At 43.8% G+C, this 23,469-nt stretch carries 19 protein-coding genes; 17 read left to right on the forward strand and 2 right to left on the reverse strand.

The features are described 5' to 3' along the window. Window positions 1-451 precede the first annotated feature (451 nt). Window positions 452-661: a hypothetical protein gene (locus ACRD7P_RS16870; RefSeq protein ID WP_430908840.1), complete on the forward strand. Its 210-nt coding sequence runs from the start codon at window positions 452-454 to the stop codon at window positions 659-661. Window positions 662-806: 145 nt separating this feature from the next. On the opposite strand, the gene ACRD7P_RS16875 is transcribed toward ACRD7P_RS16870, so the two are convergent. Beyond that, entirely contained in the window at window positions 807-1,163 is a 357-nt protein-coding gene (locus ACRD7P_RS16875) for a hypothetical protein (protein WP_430908841.1), read from the reverse strand. A gap of 797 nt (window positions 1,164-1,960) precedes the next feature. On the opposite strand from ACRD7P_RS16875, the gene ACRD7P_RS16880 reads away from it, so the two are divergent. Next, on the forward strand, window positions 1,961-2,158 hold the full coding sequence (locus ACRD7P_RS16880; RefSeq protein WP_430908842.1) for a hypothetical protein: 198 nt from the start codon (window positions 1,961-1,963) through the stop codon (window positions 2,156-2,158). A 255-nt stretch (window positions 2,159-2,413) separates the two neighbouring features. On the opposite strand, the gene ACRD7P_RS16885 is transcribed toward ACRD7P_RS16880, so the two are convergent. After that, a complete protein-coding gene (locus ACRD7P_RS16885) occupies window positions 2,414-3,958 on the reverse strand; it encodes a response regulator (RefSeq protein WP_430908843.1) in 1,545 nt (514 codons plus the stop codon). 206 nt (window positions 3,959-4,164) lie between these two features. On the opposite strand from ACRD7P_RS16885, the gene ACRD7P_RS16890 reads away from it, so the two are divergent. The 15 genes from ACRD7P_RS16890 to hisB all read left to right on the forward strand — a co-directional run bounded on the left by ACRD7P_RS16890 (window position 4,165) and on the right by hisB (window position 22,936). After that, window positions 4,165-5,403: an HD domain-containing protein gene (locus ACRD7P_RS16890; RefSeq protein WP_430908844.1), complete on the forward strand. Its 1,239-nt coding sequence runs from the start codon at window positions 4,165-4,167 to the stop codon at window positions 5,401-5,403. 23 nt (window positions 5,404-5,426) lie between these two features. Beyond that, a complete protein-coding gene (lpxD, locus tag ACRD7P_RS16895; RefSeq protein ID WP_430908858.1) occupies window positions 5,427-6,449 on the forward strand; it encodes a UDP-3-O-(3-hydroxymyristoyl)glucosamine N-acyltransferase in 1,023 nt (340 codons plus the stop codon). Then, the gene (locus ACRD7P_RS16900; RefSeq protein WP_430908845.1) at window positions 6,446-7,852 is read left to right on the forward strand and encodes a bifunctional UDP-3-O-[3-hydroxymyristoyl] N-acetylglucosamine deacetylase/3-hydroxyacyl-ACP dehydratase; all 1,407 of its coding nucleotides are present in this window, start codon (window positions 6,446-6,448) and stop codon (window positions 7,850-7,852) included. Before lpxD ends, ACRD7P_RS16900 begins: the two co-directional genes overlap by 4 nt. Before the next feature lies 1 nt (window position 7,853). Next, complete coding sequence (gene lpxA / locus ACRD7P_RS16905) at window positions 7,854-8,639, forward strand: acyl-ACP--UDP-N-acetylglucosamine O-acyltransferase (protein WP_430908846.1); 786 nt, start codon at window positions 7,854-7,856, stop codon at window positions 8,637-8,639. A 71-nt stretch (window positions 8,640-8,710) separates the two neighbouring features. After that, complete coding sequence (gene efp / locus ACRD7P_RS16910) at window positions 8,711-9,277, forward strand: elongation factor P (protein ID WP_430908847.1); 567 nt, start codon at window positions 8,711-8,713, stop codon at window positions 9,275-9,277. A gap of 100 nt (window positions 9,278-9,377) precedes the next feature. After that, window positions 9,378-10,310 carry a UDP-3-O-(3-hydroxymyristoyl)glucosamine N-acyltransferase gene (locus ACRD7P_RS16915; protein WP_430908848.1) on the forward strand — a complete coding sequence of 311 codons (933 nt, stop codon included), beginning with the start codon at window positions 9,378-9,380 and terminating at the stop codon, window positions 10,308-10,310. 101 nt (window positions 10,311-10,411) lie between these two features. Then, window positions 10,412-11,284: a succinate--CoA ligase subunit alpha gene (gene sucD / locus ACRD7P_RS16920; protein WP_430908850.1), complete on the forward strand. Its 873-nt coding sequence runs from the start codon at window positions 10,412-10,414 to the stop codon at window positions 11,282-11,284. Between the two features lie 179 nt (window positions 11,285-11,463). Then, complete coding sequence (locus ACRD7P_RS16925) at window positions 11,464-14,430, forward strand: M16 family metallopeptidase (RefSeq protein ID WP_430908851.1); 2,967 nt, start codon at window positions 11,464-11,466, stop codon at window positions 14,428-14,430. Between the two features lie 26 nt (window positions 14,431-14,456). Further along, on the forward strand, window positions 14,457-15,203 hold the full coding sequence (fabG, locus tag ACRD7P_RS16930) for a 3-oxoacyl-[acyl-carrier-protein] reductase (RefSeq protein ID WP_430908852.1): 747 nt from the start codon (window positions 14,457-14,459) through the stop codon (window positions 15,201-15,203). 118 nt (window positions 15,204-15,321) lie between these two features. Beyond that, window positions 15,322-17,343 carry a VWA domain-containing protein gene (locus ACRD7P_RS16935; RefSeq protein WP_430908853.1) on the forward strand — a complete coding sequence of 674 codons (2,022 nt, stop codon included), beginning with the start codon at window positions 15,322-15,324 and terminating at the stop codon, window positions 17,341-17,343. Window positions 17,344-17,354: 11 nt separating this feature from the next. Continuing rightward, entirely contained in the window at window positions 17,355-18,167 is an 813-nt protein-coding gene (locus tag ACRD7P_RS16940; RefSeq protein WP_430908854.1) for a prohibitin family protein, read from the forward strand. A gap of 288 nt (window positions 18,168-18,455) precedes the next feature. After that, window positions 18,456-19,313 carry an ATP phosphoribosyltransferase gene (gene hisG / locus ACRD7P_RS16945; RefSeq protein ID WP_430908855.1) on the forward strand — a complete coding sequence of 286 codons (858 nt, stop codon included), beginning with the start codon at window positions 18,456-18,458 and terminating at the stop codon, window positions 19,311-19,313. A 130-nt stretch (window positions 19,314-19,443) separates the two neighbouring features. Then, a complete protein-coding gene (hisD, locus tag ACRD7P_RS16950) occupies window positions 19,444-20,718 on the forward strand; it encodes a histidinol dehydrogenase (protein ID WP_430908859.1) in 1,275 nt (424 codons plus the stop codon). Further along, window positions 20,718-21,761 carry a histidinol-phosphate transaminase gene (gene hisC / locus ACRD7P_RS16955; protein ID WP_430908856.1) on the forward strand — a complete coding sequence of 348 codons (1,044 nt, stop codon included), beginning with the start codon at window positions 20,718-20,720 and terminating at the stop codon, window positions 21,759-21,761. Before hisD ends, hisC begins: the two co-directional genes overlap by 1 nt. Further along, window positions 21,761-22,936: a bifunctional histidinol-phosphatase/imidazoleglycerol-phosphate dehydratase HisB gene (hisB, locus tag ACRD7P_RS16960; protein WP_430908857.1), complete on the forward strand. Its 1,176-nt coding sequence runs from the start codon at window positions 21,761-21,763 to the stop codon at window positions 22,934-22,936. Before hisC ends, hisB begins: the two co-directional genes overlap by 1 nt. Window positions 22,937-23,469: the final 533 nt, after the last annotated feature.

The raw sequence follows: 23,469 nt of genomic DNA on the forward strand, positions 1-23,469 counted from the left end.
GCTAAGTGCCTCTATGGAAACGCTTAAGATGAAAAAAGTCGGTTTGAACGACAAAACGTACCTTTATCAGCTATATCATAAAAAACGACATGTAGGCCGACAACTGTTTCTACGCGAACCGGATTCGATAGAAAAATATAAGAGCAAATTAGACTATGGGATTTGTGCATTTCTTTTGTGCCTGCCATTTTTGGCTTTCCAGTATATCATTTTACCGAATGATGTCAAAGAATACCAGCTTGCCAATTGGTTAATTAAGAGTTATGGTTTTCCTTCTCTCAGAAGCTTAGGCTGGTATTTTTCACATACATTTAGTAGCCTACTTGTCTGTTTTATATGGTATATCAGTGAACGGAGGTGGTGGCGTTATGCCCTTTTATCTCCGATTGTTTTAGAAGCGTACCGCTTGTGGGAAGTCTTCTTCAATTCTAAAGCAACAAAAGTCGATGAAGTGGAATATATTAGCGCCGCCCCATGGATTCTATTGGTAGTTGCCCTGTTGTATGCGGTATCCCGTTTGATCCGGGTAAAATATCGGATATTGGATGTTTACGAAGATCTGGAAACCGAAATGGAAGCGGTATTGAATCAAATGAGCGCTTCCGAATCGCTAAAGGGTAGTTCACAGACTTCAAAGAACAGCGAATCGGATAGTTTATAAATTAATTGGAAATGCGTTTATTGAAGAAATTATATGGTATAACATCCAATATTGGTAAAAAAAATCAATCCGTAGAATACTATATTTTATGGATGACGAAGAATATACCAATGAAAAATGATAGTCTATTAATAAGCAATAGCCTTTATTTTTGACCTCCGCGTTTTTCAATTTCAGCGGCAACTTCCTTTAAGAGGCGCTGTAATTCTTCTTCTTGCCTTTCCTTGATTTTTAGTTCGATCAATTGTTCTATTTCTATTTGCTCCGATCGGGGCAAATCATCAAAATCTAGGATAAGTTCTTCCTCAGTTTTTAGCATTTCTCCCTCCCCCGTAATGAGCCACACCAAGTTTAGTTGCGGATAAATCTTGACAATGTTCTCGATAACGTCGCTGCCGATAGACGCATTGTTCTTTCTCATGCGTAGTGTGTACCCATTACTTGCCCCGATAGATAAATCGAACTGCCTGGCACTCAAACCGGCATGGGTAATAAACTGCATAAGTCGATCAATAGTTTTTAACATAATTACTTCGATGTAGAAAATAAACTACATGTTAAAGGCAAAACTTTGTTAAATATACAACAATGTGGGCACTTTTCGGAAAACTTTTTTGTTGAATTACAGCGGTAAACATGCTATACAATAATCGGATTCCTAATTCTTATTTCAGGGATTATATGGATTGGACAATGGTAACTGCAAAAATCCATGATGTCCTTGCCGCTATCATAACTAAGGACCAGGCGTCATTCTTTTATTTAATATGGTATTTCCGTGCGGTAGCTTGTATGTAGTACAAAAAGAACATAATATAGTATTTTTTCTAAACAAATTTGTAAGTATAGAAAATATTCTATATCATTGATTTGTCAATTAGTGATTACCAAAAAAACAATTAGCCTAAAAAAATAAAAAGGGAATTGTTACTTGAGGGTAAGATACCGTATAACGAAATTTCAATTATTTGAATTCTTTAAAAAACATAGAACGATTACAAAGATTGCATGCGCTGATTCAAAAGGAAGTGACCGGCACTCCAAAGGAACTTGCACTCGTTTTAAAGATAAGTGAACGGTTGGTGTACACTTTAGTTGACCAACTCAAAGATTTTAATGCGATTATTCGATATGATAGAAGTCGTAAAACATATTACTACGTTGATTTTTTTCAGTTTGAAGTGCGTATCTCAGTTTCCATAAAAAATCATGACAACGAAAACTGCATCCGTTCCATTACCTAAATTGCTCTGGAAGCGGTATCAATACAATATTCAATAAAACTATATTTTTTTAGACATGAGCTTCAAAATTTTTATCGGTCTTTTCATAGTTTTTGTTATCGGGGCCCTATTTCGGAATAATAGAGTAGCCTTTAATTTTAATGATACTTATTTGGTCATCAATGTGTTGGATGCCGCGATATTGGTGGTGCTTATAAGTGGAGCTTTGGTAGGGTTGAAGCAACTTTTCCATGTTTTTATGGCGTACGGATAACGTATGAAACCAGGTAAATTTTTTACTTGAAACCTAAAAACCAGGCTTTTCAGCAGTTATGAAACTATTTTTGAAAAGCATAACGCCACCACGCTTACCAAAAAGCGAGCCAATGGCAAAAACTTTATCAACACAACTAAAAAAATATTCAAAAAACATTTCCTAGTCCTCCTCCAATCTCAACAAATAAAAACACGGTAATGCTTAAATTTTTAGAGATGAAAATTCGAGTCTTGTGCTTCGGTTTGGAGAAAATTACCTGGGCGCCAATACCACAAAGGGAATGATCATTTCCTCTAAGGACACCCCTCCGTGTTGATAGGTGTTCCGATAATAGCTTACATAATGGTTGTAATTGTTCGGGTAGGCAAAGAACAGGTCGTTTTTGGCAAAAATAAAGGAACTGCTCATATTAATGCTCGGTAAATAAATACTTTTCGGATCTCGTGCTTCCAAAACGTCTTTCTCCTCATAGGTAAGGCTGCGTCCCGTTTTGTAGCGTAGGTTAAGGCTCGTGTCCTTGTCCCCGATTACTTTGGAAGGCTGTTTTACGTTTATGGTACCGTGATCGGTGGTGATGATCAGCCGCATTCCCATGGTCTGCGCCTGTTGGATGATTTCCAACAAGGGCGAGTTTTTAAACCAACTTTGGGTAAGCGAACGGTAGGCCTTGTCGTTACTGGCCAATTCCTTGATCACCTCCATTTCGGTTTTGGAATGGGAGAGCATATCCACAAAATTGTATACAATAACGGTAAGGTCGTTGTCTTTTTGGGAACGGAAGTTTTGGGAGAGGTTTTTTCCTTGTTTCAGACTACTTATTTTATGATAGTCCCACTTTAGGTCCAACCCCAGGCGTTTGATCTGTGCCCCTAAAAAGTCGGCCTCAAACAGGTTCTTACCGCCTTCGTCCGTATCGTTTTTCCACCAGTTCGGATACTTTTTTTCCATATCCAAAGGGGTCAGCCCCGAAAAAATGGCATTTCTGGCATACTGGGTCGCCGTGGGCAGAATGCTGAAATAGGCCGATTCCTGCTCCTTCTTATAAAATGCCGCCGTACTGCCTTCGAACGCCATCCACTGGTCGTAGCGAAGATTGTCCACTACCACGAGAAGGGTCGGCCCTTTTTTTAACTCCGGACTTATTTTCTCCTTGAACAGGGTGTGCGACATTACAGGGCCATCATGGTCCTGGAACCAATCGGCATAATTGCGGTCGACAAACTTCCCGAACTGTAAATTGGCCTCCGCTTTTTGAGATTCCAATATTTCGAACATACTGGGGTCTTCGATATCTTCCAAACGCAGTTCCCAATAGATTAATTTCCGATACAGATCGGCCCATTCTTCATGGGTATTTACCATACTAAGGTCCATAGCGATCTTGCGGAACTCTTGTTGGTAATTGCTGGTGGTTTTCTCGGAAACCAGTCGCGAATGGTCCAAACTTTTCTTTAGGGACAACAGAATCTGGTTGGGGTTTACCGGTTTGATCAGGTAATCCGCGATTTTGGACCCTATGGCCTCTTCCATGATAAACTCTTCCTCACTTTTGGTGATCATGACAACGGGCAGCGCAGCATTTTTTACCTTTATTTCATTCAAGGTCTCCAATCCGGAGATTCCGGGCATGTTTTCATCCAAAAAAACAATGTCGACCTTGCTATCGTTCAATTCCTCAAGTGCCTCCTGGCCACTTCTACAGGGAATTACCTCATAGTTCTTGCTCTCTAAAAAAAGGATGTGTGGTTTTAAAAGGTCAATCTCATCATCGACCCAAAGTATGCTGATTTTATTCATAGCTGTTCCTGTTCTCGTTGTTTCGGATATTCCGCTTACACCATCCACCAAATATAGTGCCGTTCTTATGGGTATCCGTTCGTAAAAGCAAGGTCACGCGCGCACGCTTGTCCATTGCGAAGTTTCTTGGCGGTAACATAAAAGAAGTAGCCTACGATATAGATTGATAATGTATAACTTTACGTTCTCAAAAAGGTATCTACCCTATGGCTTCCAAAAAACTGACCCGCTTTAATGACCCAATTTACGGATTTATTGGAATCCCGAGCCCGCTGATTTTCGACTTGATCGCACATCCTTATTTTCAACGGTTACGTCGCATTTCGCAAATGGGGCTGTCCTATTTGGTATATCCAGGCGCGCACCATACCCGTTTCCAACATGCGCTGGGGAGTATGCACCTGATGCAGCGCGCCGTACAAATGCTTCGCTTTAAGGGTGTTGCAATAGATAAAAAGGAAGAGGAAGGATTGCTTGTAGCCATTCTGTTGCACGATATCGGTCATGGACCGTTTTCCCATGCGATGGAGCATAGCATAGTGGAGGGGGTTCAGCATGAGGCCATCTCGCTTTTTTTTATGGAACGCCTGAACCATAAGTTTAACGGAAGTTTAACGACCGCGATCGCCATCTTTAAGGGAACCCATCCCAAAAACTTTTTGAATCAGTTGGTGTCCGGTCAATTGGATATGGATCGGATGGATTACCTAAAACGTGACAGTTTTTATACGGGGGTTTCCGAAGGAAATATCAACGCGGAGCGGCTTATTGCCATGCTCAACGTTGTGGATGGAAACTTAGTGGTGGAAGAAAAGGGGATCTATTCGGTTGAAAAATTTTTAATGGCGCGCAGGTTTATGTATTGGCAGGTATACTTGCACAAAACCAGCCTGGTGGCCGAACAACTGTTGATCCGGAGCTTGAAACGGGCAAAGGAACTCTTGGATCGGGGCAAGGAGGTGTCTTGTAGCGATACGTTACATTTCTTTTTGACCACCAAGATCACGGCTTCCGATTTTTCTGAAACCGTATTGCACCGCTTTTCCCTACTTGATGATGTCGACATCCTGGGAGCTTTAAAACAGTGGCGGCAACATCCCGATAGGGTTTTGTCCCATTTGTGCGCTATGCTTTTAGATCGCAAACTCCTGCATATAAAACTGAAAAACAAACCGTTTGATCCGAATAAGGTAAAGACCCGTCTCGAACAGTTAAAGCAAGAGGAGTCCTTTACGGAGGAGGAGGCCGCCTATTTCGTATTCTCGGATACCATTGCAAATACCGCTTATAACAGCGGGAAACAACAAATTTATATTCGCAAGGACAAGGGGCGCTTGGTGGATATCATCAAGGTTTCCGATCATTTTAACCTTGAGGCACTTTCCAAAAAGGTAACAAAACATTATCTGTGTTATCCGAAAGAGCGCTTTTCGGACACGCTTTAAGTATTTTTGTTACTTTTGTTGCCATGATTTTTACGGCAGGCCAAATTGCAGGAATTTTAGAAGGCGAATTGGAGGGAAACCCAGATATCGCAGTCCATAAACTAGCAAAGATCGAAGAGGGGGAGTCCGGTTCCCTTACCTTTTTGGCCAATCCTAAATACACATCCCACATTTACACCACAAAAGCATCCATCACCATAGTAAATAAAGATTTTGTGCCGGAGCAGCAGTTGGCCACGGCGTTGATCAAGGTAGACGATGCTTACGAGTCCTTTTCCAAATTATTGGAGTATTACAATCAGGTAAAAAATAATAAGGTAGGTATCGAACAACCCAATTATAAATCGGAAACCGCTACCTATGGCGAAGGAATTTATTTGGGCGCGTTTGCCTATTTGGGTAACAATGTGCGTTTGGGCGACAACGTAAAAATTTATCCGAACGCCTATATTGGCGATAACGTAACCATTGGTGATAACGTAACCGTTTTTGCCGGAGCAAAGGTATATTCCGAAACGGTTATTGGAAACAATTGCATTATCCATAGCGGTGCCGTTGTAGGTGCAGATGGTTTTGGATACGCTCCCAACAAGGATGGGGAGTTTAAAAAGGTACCACAAACGGGAAACGTAGTGTTGGAGGATAATGTGGACATTGGCGCGGGTACTACGATCGACAGGGCCACCTTGGGTTCTACCATATTACGCAAGGGCGTGAAGTTGGACAATCAGATACAGATCGCCCATAACGTAGAAATCGGGGAGCATACCGTAATCGCCGCCCAAACGGGTGTAGCGGGTTCCACAAAAATCGGAAAGTATTGCATGATCGGCGGGCAGGTAGGTATCGTAGGGCATATTGCCATTGGTGACCGGGTGCGCATACAGGCGCAGTCGGGAATTGGCCGTAACGTGAAGGATGATGAAGTATTGCAGGGGTCGCCGGCCTTGAATTATGGCGATTACAACAAAAGCTATGTGCATTTTAAAAACCTGCCGAAGATAACGAACAAGATAAACGAACTGGAAAAAAAAGTTGGACAGTGAGTACAAAAAATACAACAAAGCAGCACACTATTGCCAAAGAGGTAATTCTGAAAGGAGTAGGCCTTCATACGGGTGAAAACGTAACGATGAAGTTCGTTCCCGCGCCGGAGAACCACGGCTACAAATTTAAACGGGTAGACTTGGAAGGCGCCCCTATAGTGGAGGCGGATGCCAAGTATGTGGTGAACACGCAACGGGGTACCAATCTCGAGAAAAACGGTGTAAAAATACAGACTTCCGAGCATGTACTGGCCGCCTTGGTAGGTATGGGTATCGATAACGTATTGATCGAATTGGACGCTCCCGAACCACCAATAATGGACGGCTCTTCAAAGTTTTTTGTGGAAGCTTTGGAAATCGTGGGTTCCGTGGAGCAACAAGCAGTTCGGGACGTGTACGTTGTACAAGAAGTGATTACGTATAGGGACGAGGAGACCGGTAGTGAAATTACCGTAATTCCGGCAAAGGAATACCAAGTGACCACCATGGTCGATTTTGGCACCAAAGTACTGGGAACACAAAACGCTACATTGGAACACCTTTCGGACTTTAAGGAAGAAATATCCAGCGCGCGTACCTTTAGTTTTTTACATGAATTGGAAATGCTTTTGGAAAACGGCCTTATCAAAGGCGGTGACCTGAACAATGCCATTGTGTATGTAGACAAGGAAATTTCGGCCGGTACCATGAAGAAACTGGAAAAGGCTTTTGGAAAAGAAAAGCTCTCGGTAAAGCCCAATGGAATTCTCGACAACCTTACCTTGCACCAGCCCAATGAGGCGGCACGACATAAGCTATTGGACGTTATTGGAGACCTTGCTTTGATCGGCACCCCTATTCAGGGAAAAGTGATCGCCAATAAGCCAGGACATTTTGTGAATACGCAGTTCGCCAAAAAGCTCTCCAAAAAAATTAAGGTAGAAAAGCGCAATAGCGTGCCCAAGTTTGATTTGAGCCAGCCCCCGTTGATGGATATTCATCAAATTATGGCGATGCTTCCGCACCGACCACCGTTCTTGTTGATCGATCGGGTATTGGAGCTGTCCGATTCCCATGTGGTGGGAATGAAAAATGTAACGATGAACGAACCATTTTTTGTAGGGCACTTTCCAGGGGCACCGGTAATGCCCGGAGTGTTGCAGGTAGAGGCCATGGCACAGACGGGCGGTATTTTGGTGCTCAGCACCGTTCCGGACCCCGAAAATTACTTGACGTTGTTTATGAAGATCGATAACGTGAAATTCAAACGGCAGGTAGTTCCCGGTGATACCCTAATTTTTAAATGTGATCTGATTTCGCCCATACGCCGCGGTATTTGCCACATGCAGGCATACGCCTATGCGAACGATAAACTGGTATCCGAAGCCGAAATGATGGCGCAGATCGTAAAACGAACCGAATAAGATGAACCAACCCCTTGCCTATATTCACCCCGGTGCAAAAATTGCCAAAAACGTAGTGGTAGAACCCTTTACCACTATACATAATAATGTTACCATCGGTGATGGCACCTGGATCGGATCCAATGTTACCATAATGGAAGGGGCACGTATCGGTAAAAACTGTAATATTTTTCCGGGGGCCGTCATATCGGCACCACCGCAGGATTTAAAGTACAAAGGGGAAGAAACAACGGTGACCATCGGTAATGGCACCACGATTCGGGAGTGCGCCACGATACACAAAGGGACTTCCGATCGAAACAAGACCGTAATCGGTAAAAATTGTTTGATTATGGCCTATTGTCATGTCGCCCATGACTGTCTGGTAGGCAACAACTGCATCTTTTCGAATAACTCAACACTCGCAGGCCATGTAACCATCGGTGACAATGTAGTTTTGGCAGGTTTGGTAGCGGTACACCAATTTGTTTCCGTCGGGCAACACGCTTTTGTAACGGGAGGATCGTTGGTCCGAAAGGATGTTCCCCCATATGTAAAGGCGGCCAGGGAACCACTTTCGTATGTGGGCATCAATTCCGTAGGCTTGCGTAGAAGGGGATACCAATCGGAAAAAATTCGCGAGATACAGAATATTTACCGCATATTATATCAGAAAAATTACAACAACTCCCAAGCGGCCCAAATTTTGGAGGCGGAAATGGAGGCGACTCCGGAGCGGGATGAAATCCTACAATTTATAAGAGATTCGCAACGGGGCATCATGAAAGGGTACTTTAGCAATACCTAAACCATGTTTTCCTAAAGAAAAACACTTAACAATACCAATAAAAACAGCTTAAAACGTATTAGAACCGACTTATGGCATCAACATCAGATATTCGAAAAGGATTGTGCATTCGCTACAACAACGATATTTATAAGATTATAGAGTTTTTACACGTAAAACCGGGAAAAGGCCCCGCTTTTGTACGTACCAAATTAAAAAGTGTTACCAACGGAAAGGTGATCGACAATACCTTTTCCGCAGGACATAAAATCGAAGATGTTAGGGTAGAGACCAGAAACTACCAATACCTGTATGCCGAGGACGAAACCTACCACTTTATGAACACCGATGACTACAACCAGATTACGCTTCAGGAAAGTAGTTTGGATGCCCCGGGATTGCTCAAAGAAGGAGAAGTGGTAAAGATCATGTTCAATACGGAGGACAGCATGCCCCTTTCCGTGGACATGCCCGCCAGTGTAATTTTGGAAATCACCTATACCGAACCCGGTGTTAAGGGGAATACTGCAACCAATGCCACCAAACCGGCCAAAGTGGAAACCGGTGCTGAGGTAAATGTGCCCTTGTTCATCAACGAAGGGGATAAAATTAAAGTCGATACGGCCAACGGCTCGTATATGGAACGTGTTAAGGAGTAGAAAAACTTCTTAGGATAGGCCCATCAAGTGATATGAAATGAGCATAAATGTTTAGTTTCTTTATTTTCAGCGGGCTACAAAAGTTTAAACAGGTGAAACATTGAAATTTTCTACACCACATACCCTCAAGCAGATTGCGACCCTATTGGATTGTACCTATGTTGGCCCGGATGATTTTCCGGTATTGGGAATGAACGAAATTCATGTGGTATCGGAAGGGGATATTGTTTTTGTAGACCATCCAAAGTATTATGATAAGGCGTTGGCTTCCAGAGCTACCACAATATTGATCAATAAAGAGGTCAACTGTCCGGAAGGTAAGGCCTTATTGATATCGGATGATCCCTTTCGCGACTTTAATACCCTTACCAACCATTTTCGCCCGTTTGAAAAAGCGAATAGTTCCATTGCGGGCTCCGCAAAGATCGGACGCACAAGCATCATACAACCCAATACGTTTATCGGTAACAATGTAGTTATAGGGGAGTATTGCACCATACACGCCAATGTTGCCATATATGACAACTGTGTGTTGGGAGACAACGTTACCATACATTCGGGAACGGTACTCGGTGCCGATGCGTTCTACTATAAAAACCGTCCGGAAGGTTTTGACAAACTCCGTTCCGGGGGAAGGGTAGTACTAGAGGATAGCGTGGAAATAGGGGCCTTATGTACCATCGACAAGGGAGTGAGCGGGGACACCACTATAAAAAAGGGGACAAAGCTTGACAACCAGGTACATGTGGGGCACGATACCGTTATCGGGGAGCGCTGCCTTATTGCCAGCCAAACCGGAATTGCCGGTTGCGTGGTAATAGAGGATGAGGTAACCCTTTGGGGGCAAGTTGGTACCAACAGCGGAATTACCATTGGTAAAAAGGCCGTTATCATGGGACAGACCGGGGTTACAAAATCGGTTCCGGGCGGAAAAAGCTATTTTGGGACGCCTATCGAAGAATCACGGGAAAAGTTGAAACAACTGGCCTATGTGAAGAAGATACCCGATATCCTAAAAAGGTTGGAAGAATAAAGGGCGATTGTTTCAGAAATCCTTTGCAAACCTATATTTTTGCGCTTGATTTATATATTGTAGCGAGATTTACACTTAATTTTTAACGAATAACTTCCGAAATGAGCGTTCTAGTCAATAAAAACTCTAAAATAATCGTACAAGGTTTTACCGGTAGTGAAGGCACTTTTCACGCCGAACAAATGAAGGAATATGGCACCAATATCGTTGGTGGTGTAACACCTGGCAAAGGTGGACAAGAGCATTTGGGAAAACCAGTATTCAATACCGTGGAAGAAGCCGTTGAAAAAGTAGGCGCCGATACGACCATTATTTTTGTGCCACCGGCTTTCGCGGCCGATGCAATTATGGAAGCGGCCAATGCGGGTATTAAAGTGATCATCACGATTACCGAAGGGATTCCCGTATCGGATATGGTAAAAGCTTCTAATTATATCAAAGATATGGATTGCCGTTTGGTAGGTCCCAACTGCCCAGGGGTCATTACCCCGGGAGAAGCAAAAGTAGGCATCATGCCCGGTTTTGTGTTCAAACAGGGAAATGTTGGAATCGTATCCAAATCCGGAACACTTACCTATGAAGCTGCAGATCAGGTTGTCCGACAAGGGCTGGGAATTACGACGGCCATTGGTATCGGGGGAGATCCCATTATCGGGACCACTACCAAAGAAGCGGTGGAACTGTTGATCAATGATCCGGAGACCGAATGTGTGGTAATGATCGGGGAAATAGGAGGGCAGTTGGAAGCCGATGCCGCCAAGTGGTACAAGGCCAGTGGAAGCAAAAAACCGGTAGTCGGTTTTATAGCCGGTGAAACGGCACCAGCGGGCAGGACCATGGGGCATGCCGGAGCTATTGTCGGAGGAAGTGACGATACCGCGCAAGCCAAGAAAAAAATTATGAGGGAACACGGCATACATGTGGTGGATTCCCCGGCCGAAATTGGCAAGAAAGTTAAGGAAGTAATGGGATAAACGATGCGCTTGTTAAAGTTGATCAAATAGTTCATATAATTTAGTCCATCGGTCTTACATTTAGGTCGATGGATTTTTTTTACAAAATGGCCATCCCAATTTATGGCAAACAAAAATCGCAAATCCTTGGGAATGGCGATAGTATACTGCCGAACGCGAAACATTAAAAAGAAAAACCTATGAAAGCTTTTGTACTTCAAGTAACGATAGTAATGTTCTTGTTATCGGCATGTAAGGGGGAAACCGAAACCGATGCCATGACGGTAGCAACACATACCGATGCCAATGGTTTTACGTATGAAACGGTTGAAAACGACCCTACCGGCTTACGATTGTATACCTTGGAAAACGGATTAAAAGTGTATCTGGGTAAAAATCAAGAAGAACCTAAAATACAAACGCTGATCGCGGTTCGGGCGGGATCCAAGTACGACCCTGCGGACAATACCGGACTGGCGCATTACTTGGAACATATGGTGTTCAAAGGAACCGATGAGATCGGAACACAGGACTATGCAAAGGAAGAGGTCTTTTTAAAACAAATTTCCGATTTATATGAAGCGCACAAAGCGGAGACCGATACCGTAAAGAAAAGGAATATTTACAAAAAAATTGATTCGGTCTCGTTGGAAGCCTCTAACATATCGATTGCCAATGAATATGATAAAATGGTCAATTCCTTAGGGGCCGAAGGTACCAATGCGTTCACTTCCAACGAACAAACGGTTTACGTCAACAAAATTCCCACCAATGAGCTCGACAAGTGGTTAACGGTGGAAAGTGAGCGGTTTAGCAAGTTGGTGCTACGCCTTTTTCATACCGAATTGGAAGCGGTTTACGAAGAGTTCAACAGGGGGCAGGACAGTGATGGGCGGAAGCAATATTATGCCACCCTAGAGGCCTTGTTTCCCAACCACCCTTATGGAACCCAGTCGACTATCGGAATAGCGGAACATCTGAAAAATCCATCGATGGAGGCCATCCATGCCTATTTTGATAAATATTATGTACCCAATAACATGGCCGTAATATTGGTAGGCGATATCGATTTTGATACGACCATCGCCAAGGTGAACGATGCCTTTGGTGGATATGAAAAGAAAGAAGTAACGCATCCGACCTTTGAACCGGAGGCGGCGCTGACGGCACCGGTAAAAAAAGAAGTGTACGGTCCTACTGCGGAGTCGATATATGTGGCCTTTCGAACCAAAGGAAAAGGGGATGCCCAAGAGGTAATGGTCACTTTGATCGATTATATGTTGGCCAACTCCAGTGCAGGACTTATCGATTTGAACCTGAACCAAAAGCAATTGGTGCAAAATGCGGCATCTTATACCAATTTTGACAACGATTACGGTTTTCATCTGTTGTTCGGTTCGCCCAAACAGGGGCAGACGTTGGACGAGGTTCGGGAGCTGTTGTTGTCGCAAATTGAAAAAATTAAAAAAGGGGAATTTGAGGACTGGCTTTTAGATGCGGTCGTAAACGATCTTCGGCTATCGAAAACACAGCAGTTCGAAAACGCTTCTTCTACTGCTTATGCCTATTTGGATGCCTTTATCGGTTTTCAAGATTGGAAAAACCGTTTGGTCATGCTCGATGATATGAAGAAGATAACCAAACAGGAGGTCATCGATTTTGCAAACGTGCTCTACGGCGATAACTACGTTGAAATCCATAAGTTAAAGGGAGAGGACAAGAACATTGTAAAAGTGGAAAACCCGGGAATAACGCCCGTTGCGCTGAACAGGGATAAGGAGTCTGCATTTTTAAAGCAGTTCAATTCCCTAGAGGCACCCGACCTAAGCCCCCAGTTCGTCGACTATAAATCGGCCATTTCGGAATTGAAGACCAAAGGTGGACTCACCGTGTCACATATTGAAAACCCCAATAATGATATTTTTAATTTGAACATCATTTTCGATATGGGGCAGGACCATAACCAAAAAGTACCCTTGGCAGCGGGTTATTTGGACTATTTGGGTACCGATACCTATACTCCGGAACAACTAAAACAGGAGTTCTACAAACTGGGCATCTCCTATTACGTAAATACGGCAGACGACAAAACCTACATCGGTATCTCAGGGTTGAAAGAGAATTTGGATGCCGGTCTGGTCCTTTTGGAGCACTTATGGGAGAATGCTGTACCCGATCAGGAATCGTACGATAAATATGTGGCCAAAGTTTTAAAGCAGCGTCAGGATAACAAAACCCAAAAGAACAATATTTTTTGGAACGGATTGGTGAACTATAGCAAGTATGGGGAAGACTCCAGGTTGCGGGACATTTATACCATGTCGGAGCTGCGGGCGATTACGCCACAAGAACTGGTAGATACCGTTAAAGAGCTCAAAGGATACAAACAGCGTATTTTTTACTACGGAAAAGATGTTGACAATGCCATTGCGGCCTTGGATAAAAGCCATACCGTTTCGGCAGAGGGCTTAAAGGACTACCCAGAAAAAAAGGAATACTTGGAAAAGGAAACTGGAGGCAATGTGTATTACGTGGATTATGATATGGTACAGAGCGAAATGCTGTTGATCGCCAAAGGGGCCGAATTCGATCCCGATAAAATGGCGGTTTCCGAACTGTTCAATACCTATTTTGGCAGTGGGTTGTCGTCCATCGTTTTTCAAGAAATCCGGGAGTCGAAATCTTTGGCCTATTCCGCATTTTCCCGTTATGACAATGCTCGTGAAGTGGGGAAACCCGACTATATCAGGGCATACGTAGGTACCCAGGCGAACAAACTACCCGAAGCTGTGGATGCCATGATGGAACTGATGACCAATATGCCAGAGGCCGAAGAACAGTTCGAGCAAGCTAAAAAAGCTACTTTGAAGCAAATTGCCTCGGAACGCATTATAAAATCGAACATTTTTTGGAGTTATGAAGCCTTGAAAAAAAGGGGATATGATAATGATTACCGAGAGGCATTGTACCAATCGATCGAAAAAATGACCCTTGCCGACCTAAAAGCATTTTTCGATGCCAATATAAAAGGAGAACAGTACAATGTGGTGGTTATCGGAAACCAGAAAGATATTGATTTTGAGGCATTGAAAAAGCTGGGAACGGTACAGAAAATGGATGTGGATGCCCTTTTCAATTACGAAAAATCGGCACCTGTTAAATTATAGAAGGCTACCAACCAAAATTAGAGCGCATGAAATTATTAGAAGGAAAAAATGTAATTATTACCGGTGCCAGTAGGGGTATCGGTAGTGGAATCGCCAAAGTATTTGCGGAACACGGTGCCAATATTGCCTTTACGTACAGTTCCAGCGAAGGGCCGGCCCTAGAATTGCAAGAAGAACTTATTAAAAAAGGGGCCCGGGCAAAAGCATACAAGAGCAATGCGGCAAGCTTTGAGGCTTCCGAGCAACTGGTCGCACAGGTGTTGGAAGATTTTGGAGGTATTGATGTACTGATCAACAACGCAGGTATCACCAAGGATAACCTTTTGATGCGAATGGGAGAGGCCGATTTTGATACGGTAATCGAAATCAATTTAAAATCCGTCTTTAACATGACCAAAGCGGTACAGCGTACCCTATTGAAACAACGCAATGGCGCCATCATCAATATGAGCAGTGTCGTCGGGGTAAAAGGAAATGCCGGTCAGGCAAACTATGCCGCGTCAAAAGCGGGAATGATCGGTTTTACAAAGTCCGTGGCCTTGGAACTCGGATCCCGTAATATTCGTTGCAATGCCATTGCCCCCGGTTTTATAGAAACCGAAATGACCGACAAATTGGACGACAAGGTCGTACAGGGATGGCGTGATGGCATACCGTTAAAACGTGGAGGTAGCCCAGAGGACGTGGCAAACGCCTGTCTGTTTCTGGCAAGCGACCTATCGGCCTATGTAACCGGTCAGGTGTTGAACGTTGATGGGGGCATGCTCACCTAATTGTGAAGCAAACAGAAACCGTTAATACACTTAGGGCGGGAATACCCGCCAAACCTGTAGTTTATAAACCGATGCTATTGGGGAAACCTCCCATAACCGAAGCGAAATCGCTATTGAAATGAGTACTCAAACCTTGCTTCTGATTATTCTTTCGGCCCTCATTGCGCTAGGTTTGGTCGTATTTCAGTACCGGTATAGGAGTAGGTTGCAGGGGAAACTGGCAGTATTACTGTCGTTCCTAAGGTTTGTCACCTGGTTTGTGGCTTTTTTGTTGTTGGTCAACCCAAAGTTTTCGCGAAACACCTATAGCATCGAAAAATCGGATCTGGTCGTTTTGGTGGACAATTCTTCTTCTATCGATGGTGATGAAGTACGGCCTTTGCTTCAAAAGATAAAACAGCGTACCGAACTTTCCGATAAATTCAATCTACGATTTCATGCTTTTGGCGGACAGTTCAATAACAACGACAGCCTTACCTTCGATGAGCGGAAAACCAATATCGCAGCTGCCCTAAAAGCGACCAATAGCATTTATGCCGGTAAAAAAAACGCGGTCGTTTTAATATCCGATGGAAACCAGACCTTGGGCGAGGAGTATGAGTTTTTCGCCAGGAACGCCGATAGCCCCTTATTTCCAATAGTGGTCGGTGATACTACCCGTTTTGAAGATTTGCGTATCGGGCAGGTAAATAGCAACCGCTATGCTTTTTTAAAAAATAAGTTTCCTTTGGAAATTTATATCGATTATGAAGGTGAAAATACCGTGAACTTTGGTGTTACGGTAACCATGAACGGGAAAAACGTGTACCGTGAGAACAAGCGTTTGTCCCCTTCCGAACCTACAACAGTAATCTCGACCTTGTTGAACGCTACTTCCGTAGGAGTTAAAAATGTTTCGGTATCCGTTTCTCCTTTGAAGAATGAGCGCAATACTTCGAATAATAGCAGAAAACTGGCAATCGAGGTCATCGATGAAAAAACCAATGTTTTTGTTATTTCGGAGCTTTCGCACCCCGATATCGGTACCCTTATTAAAAGTATTGAAAGTAATGAACAGCGGGCGGTAACGGTAAAAAAGCCCAGCACAGCGGTCACGGACTTGGAGGAAGCCGATCTTTTTGTTTTGTATCAACCGACAAGGGCCTTCAAGAATGTTCTTGAATACATAAAGCAAAAAAAGGCGAATACCTTTACGATTACCGGACCCAAGACCGACTGGACCTTTTTGAATGCCAATCAGAGTACCGTCACTAAAAACAGCTATGAACAAGCGGAAGAAGTGCTTCCATTAATGAATTCGGGCTTCTCCCTTTTTGGGGTCTCCGATTTCGCTACTACCGACTTTCCACCGCTGACATCAAATTTGGGGGAGGTTATCATCAGCAAACCCCATGAGGTTTTGTTGTCCCAAGAAGTGAAAGGTGTTTCCTTAAATGAGCCGTTGTGGGCCGTTAGCGGTGATGAGTCCGTTCGCGAGGCGTTCCTTTTCGGGGAAAACCTTTGGAAATGGCGAATGCAGAGCTATCGGAGCAATGGGGATTTTTTAAATTTTGACGGTTTTATGGGAAAGTTGATCCGTTATTTATCTTCCGGAAAATTAAAATCGAGATTTTCGGTGGACTATGAGCGGGTATACGAGGGAAGCGATGGTGCGAAACTGACCGCTATCTATTTTGACAAGGCCTTCATTTTTGATGCCAACGCCACCATTGACCTGCAATTGCGGAACAGCGAAAACGGGGCAACTCGTTCCTTGCAAATGCTGTCAAAAGGCGCCTATTACGAAGCCGATCTTTCCGACCTTCCTTCCGGTAACTATACCTTTACCGCTACGGTGGCCCAGGAAAGACTGTCGAAATCGGGAAGTTTTACCATATTGGATTTTGATGTGGAACAACAATTGGTTTCCAGCGATTACCAGAAGTTGGGCCGCTTGGCAACAAACAGTAATGGGAAGCGGTATTTTCCCGCCGATATGGAAGCGTTGTTAAACGATTTTAATGCCGACCAACGTTTTATACCTACTCAAAAAAGCGTTCAAAATGTAGTATCTTTGATAGATTTTCGCATGTTGTTGGCCATTTTGGCGGCAAGCTTGGCCATCGAATGGTTTTTACGAAAATATAACGGACTAACTTAAACAGAACAGTTATGGAAAAATTACCAAAAATTGCGCTTCCGGCGGTATTTGTACTTATTGTACTCGTCATCCTTATTTCCAAATCGGCAATTACTATCGATTCGGGCCACGCAGGGGTGCTGTATACCTTGGGCAGTGGTGTAGATCCGGAAAGACCTCCTCTGGACGAGGGATTGACTTTTGTGGCACCTTGGAACTCGGTAATCGAGTACGAAGTACGGCAACAGGAAGAGCCGGAAACCATGTCGGTACTCTCCTCCAATGGTTTGGATATTAAATTGGATGCCTCTGTGCTTTATCAGCCCATTTATAGCGATTTGGGACGACTTCATAAAGAAAAAGGAAAAGACTATTTGATTCGGGTGTTAAAACCTGCGGTGCGCAGTGCTGCACGGAGCGTAGTGGGTAGGTATACCCCGGAACAGCTCTATTCTAGTAAAAGGGACGCTATCCAGCAGGAGATTTTTGAGGAGACCAAGGCTATCGTAGAAAAGCAGTACATTCAATTGAACAGCATATTGATCCGCGACGTTACCTTGCCACCCACTATTAAGGAAGCGATAGAACGAAAACTGAAGCAGGAGCAGGAGTCCTTGGAATACGAATTTAGACTGGTGACGGCCAAGAAGGAAGCGGAGAAAGTAACGATAGAAGCCCAAGGAAAAGCGGATGCAAACAAAATTTTGAGTGCCTCTTTGACGGATAAAATTTTACGGGATAAAGGAATTGATGCTACTTTAAAACTGTCCCAATCACCCAATTCTAAGGTGGTTATCGTCGGCGGTGGCGAAGCCGGACTACCGTTGATACTAGGAAACGATTAGCAAGGTACCTAACAGACGCTAAAAAGTTTATTTAATTTGAACCCATTTTTTTGATAAATCAAGAATAGGTTTTATTTTTACATCATAATGAATAAAAACTTTGTACATCATCACTTTTACAACTGCGCTCAAGCGAGGTAAAAGTGTATTGTAGTACTACAAGATAATTTGCGACCCGTTTGAGAAATCAAGCGGGTTTTGTTTTTGAAGTGGTTCAAGTAGTAGTATCAAAAAAGGAGGATCATTTCTTCAAACACTGGGGAATGTTAAAAATAATACGATATCGAAATGACCAAAATTAGAATTGCCATACAAAAATCGGGTAGGCTTAATGAAGAGTCGCTCTCCATTTTAAAACGTTGCGGTATTTCCATAGATAATGGTAAGGACCAATTAAAAGCGGCGGCGCGAAACTTCCCTCTCGAAGTATTTTACCTTCGAAATGGGGATATTCCGCAATACTTGCGTGATGGGGTGGTCGATATTGCCATTATCGGAGAAAATGTATTGATAGAAAAAGGGGAGGACATTTCCATTGCGACCAAGCTGGGTTTTTCAAAATGCAAAGTGTCCTTGGCCATTCCAAAATCGGACGCCTACAGTTCGGTAAAGGATTTGGAAGGGAAACGAATTGCGACTTCTTACCCCAACACGGTTCGAAAGTATTTGGAGGAAAAAGGAGTTTCGGCCGAATTGCATATTATTAACGGTTCCGTAGAGATCGCTCCCAATATTGGTTTGGCAGATGCCATTTGCGATATTGTTTCGAGCGGTAGTACGTTGTTTAAAAACAATTTGAAGGAGGTAGAAGTAATGCTCAAAAGCGAGGCGGTATTGGCCGTATCGCCAAACATAACGGCGGAACGAAAGGCTATTTTAGAAAAGCTATTGTTTCGTATTCAGTCGGTTTTGAAGGCGACACGTTCCAAGTACGTGCTTTTGAACGCGCCCAATGACCAGTTGGATGTGATTTTAAAAATCCTTCCCGGTATGCGAAGCCCTACGGTATTGCCCCTGGCGGAAAAAGGTTGGAGTTCGGTACATACCGTAATCGATAAGGATACCTTTTGGGAAGTAATCGATGAATTGAAGCAGGCCGGTGCCGAAGGGATTCTGGTTTGTCCGATCGAAAAAATGGTACTTTAACCCCTAAGGCGATTATTGGGACAAAAGACAAGAGCGATTTAAAAAAAAGATAAGCCGTATGGAAAAAGAAACGAAGGAAGGGACTGTTTTTGAAAAAGGTACCCTTTTAAAAGTGTATGATCCGTCGCCCATGGAGTGGGAACGCCTTTTGGCGCGGCCTACCCGTACTGTTGCCGATATCGAAGCTACCGTAGATACCATTTTTAATGCGGTGCGCAAGCAAGGCGATGCCGCTATCGCAGCCTATACCGAGCAGTTCGATGGTGTGGTTTTAACGGATTTTGTAGTATCGGAAAAGGAAATCGCTACAGCATCAACTTTGGTTTCCGAAGCCTTAAAAAGCGCCATTAAATTGGCCAAAAAGAATATAGAGAGCTTCCACCGTGCGCAACGCACACCAAAAGTTGAAGTAACTACGGCTACCGGTGTGCAATGTTGGCAGGAAAAACGGCCCATACAAAAAGTGGGCTTGTACATTCCCGGCGGCACGGCACCCTTATTTTCCACCATATTGATGCTGGCGATACCGGCAACAATTGCCGGCTGTCGGGAGATTGTCCTATGCACGCCCCCCGATAAGGAAGGCGGGGTACATCCTGCAATTTTGTATACCGCCCAACTGTGCGGTATTACCAAAGTGGTAAAAGTAGGGGGCATACAAGCTATCGCAGGGCTTACTTTCGGTACGGAAAGTATTCCGGGAGTATATAAAATTTTTGGTCCGGGAAATCAATATGTCACCGTCGCCAAGCAGTTGGCCACCAAGTATAGGGTCGCGATCGATATGCCGGCGGGCCCCAGCGAATTATTGGTTATGGCCGACGATACCGCCGATGCCGCCTTTGTCGCTTCCGATCTGCTGAGCCAGGCAGAACACGGTACCGATAGTCAGGTCATTTTAGTCACCACCTCAAAAACACTGCTTTTGGCTGTAGAAAAAGAAATACAAGGGCAACTACCGAGCTTACCGAGAAAGGCGATAGCGGAACAGGCCATTGCAAATAGCAAACTGATTTTCGTTTCCGATGATAGTAAAGCGGTGGCGTTGATCAATGCATATGGTCCGGAACACTACATTTTATGTGTGGCGAATGAGGACTATTATTTGGAACGAACCGAAAATGCAGGATCGGTTTTTGTAGGGAACTATACTCCTGAGAGCGCTGGCGATTACGCCTCGGGAACCAACCATACCTTACCGACGAACGGCTATGCCAAACAATATAGTGGAGTGAACCTCGATAGTTTTATGAAAAGCATGACGTTTCAGAAAATATCGGAGGAGGGAATCCGTGAAATAGGTCCGGCAATCGCCCTTATGGCCGAAGCAGAAGGATTGGAAGCCCATAAAAATGCGGTAACGCTTCGGTTGGACAAGTTGAACCAAAGAGAAGAAAATCAATAATGGGGTTTCAGTTAGCAAATTTGGTCAGGGAAAATGTCAAAGGGCTAAAACCCTATTCCTCGGCGCGGGACGAATACGTTTCCGACGGTTCGGAAATGGTGTTTTTGGACGCTAATGAGAATCCGTTCGACAATGGTGTCAACCGTTATCCAGATCCTCAACAACGCAGTCTAAAGGATGTTTTGGCAAAACAAAAAGGAGTACTTGCCGACAATATATTGTTGGGAAATGGAAGCGACGAGGTTTTAGATCTGTTGTTCCGGGCCTTTTGCGAACCAAAGACCGATGCTATTATTACCCTACCGCCAACATACGGCATGTACAAGGTACTTGCCGCTACCAATGATGTAACGAATCGGGAAGTATTGCTCAACGATAGTTTTGAACCCGATGTGGCCGCAATTCTTCGTGAGGCCGATAGCAACACCAAACTATTGTTTCTCTGCTCCCCGAACAACCCGACAGGGAACCGTTTTTCGGAGACGGCCATCCAAGCACTCTTGGAAGGATTTAATGGACTGGTGGTCATTGATGAAGCCTATATCGACTTTTCTTCGGGCGAAAGCTGGGTAGGCAAGCTTGAGCAATTCCCCAACTTGGTGGTAACGCAAACACTTTCAAAGGCATATGGGTTAGCGGGAATACGGTTGGGAATCTGTATCGCTTCCACCGAAGTCATATCCGTTCTAAACAAGATAAAACCGCCCTATAATGTAAACGAACTGACGCAAAAACGCGCTTTGGAACGCACTTTGGGCATTGCCGATGTAAGGCAAGAGGTCGCTATGATCCTTAAGGAACGGGAACGTTTGATCATGGCCCTTAAAAACCACTCGGTAACGACCGAAGTTTTTCATACCGATGCCAATTTTGTGCTTGCACGGGTCGATAATGCGCCACAACGGTATCGCCAATTATTGGAACAAGGGGTAGTGGTTCGAAATCGAAGTAACCAGCCTTTGTGTAATAACACGCTGCGCTTTACGGTAGGTACGGCCAAGGAAAACGACCGTTTGTTAACCGCTTTAAACAACCTGACCTAATGAAAGACGAAAAAAACGTTACCACGCTCCAAGGGAACAAGGGAAAGAAAGTACTGTTTATCGATCGCGATGGAACCATTATCAAGGAAACAGTGGACGAGCAGATCGATGCTTTTGAAAAAATGATATTCTACCCCAAGGCATTTACTTTTTTGGGGAAAATAGCCAAAGAGTTCGACTTTGAACTGGTGATGATCACCAATCAGGACGGTCTGGGTACGGATAGCTTTCCGGAGGATACCTTTTGGCCGGTACATAATTTTATCCTGAAGTCGTTCGAAAATGAGGGTGTGGTATTCGACGCCGTTTTTCTTGATCGCACCTTTCCCCATGAAAATGCAGATACCCGAAAGCCGGGAACCGGTCTTTTGACGGCTTACTTTGATGAAGCCTATGATCTCGAAAATTCCTTTGTTATCGGTGATCGCTTAACGGATATGGAACTGGCTAAAAATTTAGGTACCAAAGGTATTTTTATCAACGATAATACCGATTTGGGAACCGGGGAAATTACGGTGGAGCAAGAAGAACTGTCGAAGGTTATCGCTTTGGAAAGCAATGATTGGGAACGCATCTATACCTTTTTAAAGTTGGAGGAGCGAACGGCGTCCATCCATCGAAAAACGAACGAGACCGATATCCAAATCGAATTGAACCTGGATGGTACCGGGAAAAGCGATATTCAAACAGGGCTCCATTTTTTTGATCATATGTTAGATCAACTGGCCCGCCATGGTCAAATGGACCTGAGTATAAAGGTGGATGGCGATTTGGAAGTAGACGAGCACCATACCATTGAAGATACCGCTATTGCCCTCGGAGCGCTCTTTCATAAGGCATTGGGAAACAAGCTGGGTATCGAACGCTACGGTTTTTGCCTGCCGATGGACGATAGCCTTGCCCAAGTGGCCATCGATTTCGGAGGGCGCAACTGGTTGGTATGGGATGCCACCTTCAAAAGGGAAAAAGTGGGCGATATGCCTACCGAAATGTTTCATCACTTTTTCAAATCGTTTACCGATGGTGCAAAAGCCAACTTAAACGTAAAAGTGGAAGGGGATAACGAACATCATAAAATAGAAGCCATATTCAAGGCATTTGCCAAATCCATCAAAATGGCCGTAAAGCGCGATGTCGATAAAATGGTGCTGCCGAGTACAAAGGGAGTGCTGTAATGAGTATTAAGTATTGAGTATGGAGTGTTGAGTAATGAGTGTTAAGTAGTGGTGAGTAATGAGTATTTAGTAATAGTATTTTACTAACTACTAACTACTAACTACTGAGTATTAAGTATTAAGTATTAAGTATTGAGTATGGAGTATGGAGTATGGAGTATGGAGTGTTGAGTATTGAGTGTTGAGTAAGAAGTGTTAAGTATGAAGTATTAAGTGTGGTAATTAGAAAAGGGAAAGGAGAATAGTGTAAAGAATAAAGAGGATAGCCTAAGGGGTGAAGGGTAGTGTGTAAGTAGTGCTAAAAGAATGGTTTCTATCGTATCTCACTAATTACTAACTACGGAGTATTAAGTAATGAGTATTGAGTTATGAGAAAAGAGATTGGGGTAAGTAATAGAACATATTACGTAATAGTTTGATTGTATGTAGTTTAAAGGGGGTAAGTTCTATAATTTTACTAACCACTAACCACTAACCACTAACCACTAACCACTAACCACTAACCACTAACCACTAACCACTAACCACTAACC

Source organism: Maribacter sp. 2-571 (assembly GCF_050589625.1).
GTDB lineage: Bacteria > Bacteroidota > Bacteroidia > Flavobacteriales > Flavobacteriaceae > Pelagihabitans.

Coding starts and splice junctions, on each gene's coding strand:
- ACRD7P_RS16935 (WP_430908853.1), top strand. CDS start 15,322: ATGAGTACTCAAACCTTGCTTCTGATTATTCTTTCGGCCCTCATTGCG.
- lpxD (WP_430908858.1), top strand. CDS start 5,427: ATGATTTTTACGGCAGGCCAAATTGCAGGAATTTTAGAAGGCGAATTG.
- hisC (WP_430908856.1), top strand. CDS start 20,718: ATGGGGTTTCAGTTAGCAAATTTGGTCAGGGAAAATGTCAAAGGGCTA.
- hisG (WP_430908855.1), top strand. CDS start 18,456: ATGACCAAAATTAGAATTGCCATACAAAAATCGGGTAGGCTTAATGAA.
- ACRD7P_RS16885 (WP_430908843.1), bottom strand. CDS start 3,958: ATGAATAAAATCAGCATACTTTGGGTCGATGATGAGATTGACCTTTTA.
- fabG (WP_430908852.1), top strand. CDS start 14,457: ATGAAATTATTAGAAGGAAAAAATGTAATTATTACCGGTGCCAGTAGG.
- ACRD7P_RS16875 (WP_430908841.1), bottom strand. CDS start 1,163: ATGCAGTTTATTACCCATGCCGGTTTGAGTGCCAGGCAGTTCGATTTA.
- ACRD7P_RS16890 (WP_430908844.1), top strand. CDS start 4,165: ATGGCTTCCAAAAAACTGACCCGCTTTAATGACCCAATTTACGGATTT.
- lpxA (WP_430908846.1), top strand. CDS start 7,854: ATGAACCAACCCCTTGCCTATATTCACCCCGGTGCAAAAATTGCCAAA.
- sucD (WP_430908850.1), top strand. CDS start 10,412: ATGAGCGTTCTAGTCAATAAAAACTCTAAAATAATCGTACAAGGTTTT.
- efp (WP_430908847.1), top strand. CDS start 8,711: ATGGCATCAACATCAGATATTCGAAAAGGATTGTGCATTCGCTACAAC.
- hisB (WP_430908857.1), top strand. CDS start 21,761: ATGAAAGACGAAAAAAACGTTACCACGCTCCAAGGGAACAAGGGAAAG.
- ACRD7P_RS16940 (WP_430908854.1), top strand. CDS start 17,355: ATGGAAAAATTACCAAAAATTGCGCTTCCGGCGGTATTTGTACTTATT.
- ACRD7P_RS16925 (WP_430908851.1), top strand. CDS start 11,464: ATGAAAGCTTTTGTACTTCAAGTAACGATAGTAATGTTCTTGTTATCG.
- ACRD7P_RS16880 (WP_430908842.1), top strand. CDS start 1,961: ATGAGCTTCAAAATTTTTATCGGTCTTTTCATAGTTTTTGTTATCGGG.
- hisD (WP_430908859.1), top strand. CDS start 19,444: ATGGAGTGGGAACGCCTTTTGGCGCGGCCTACCCGTACTGTTGCCGAT.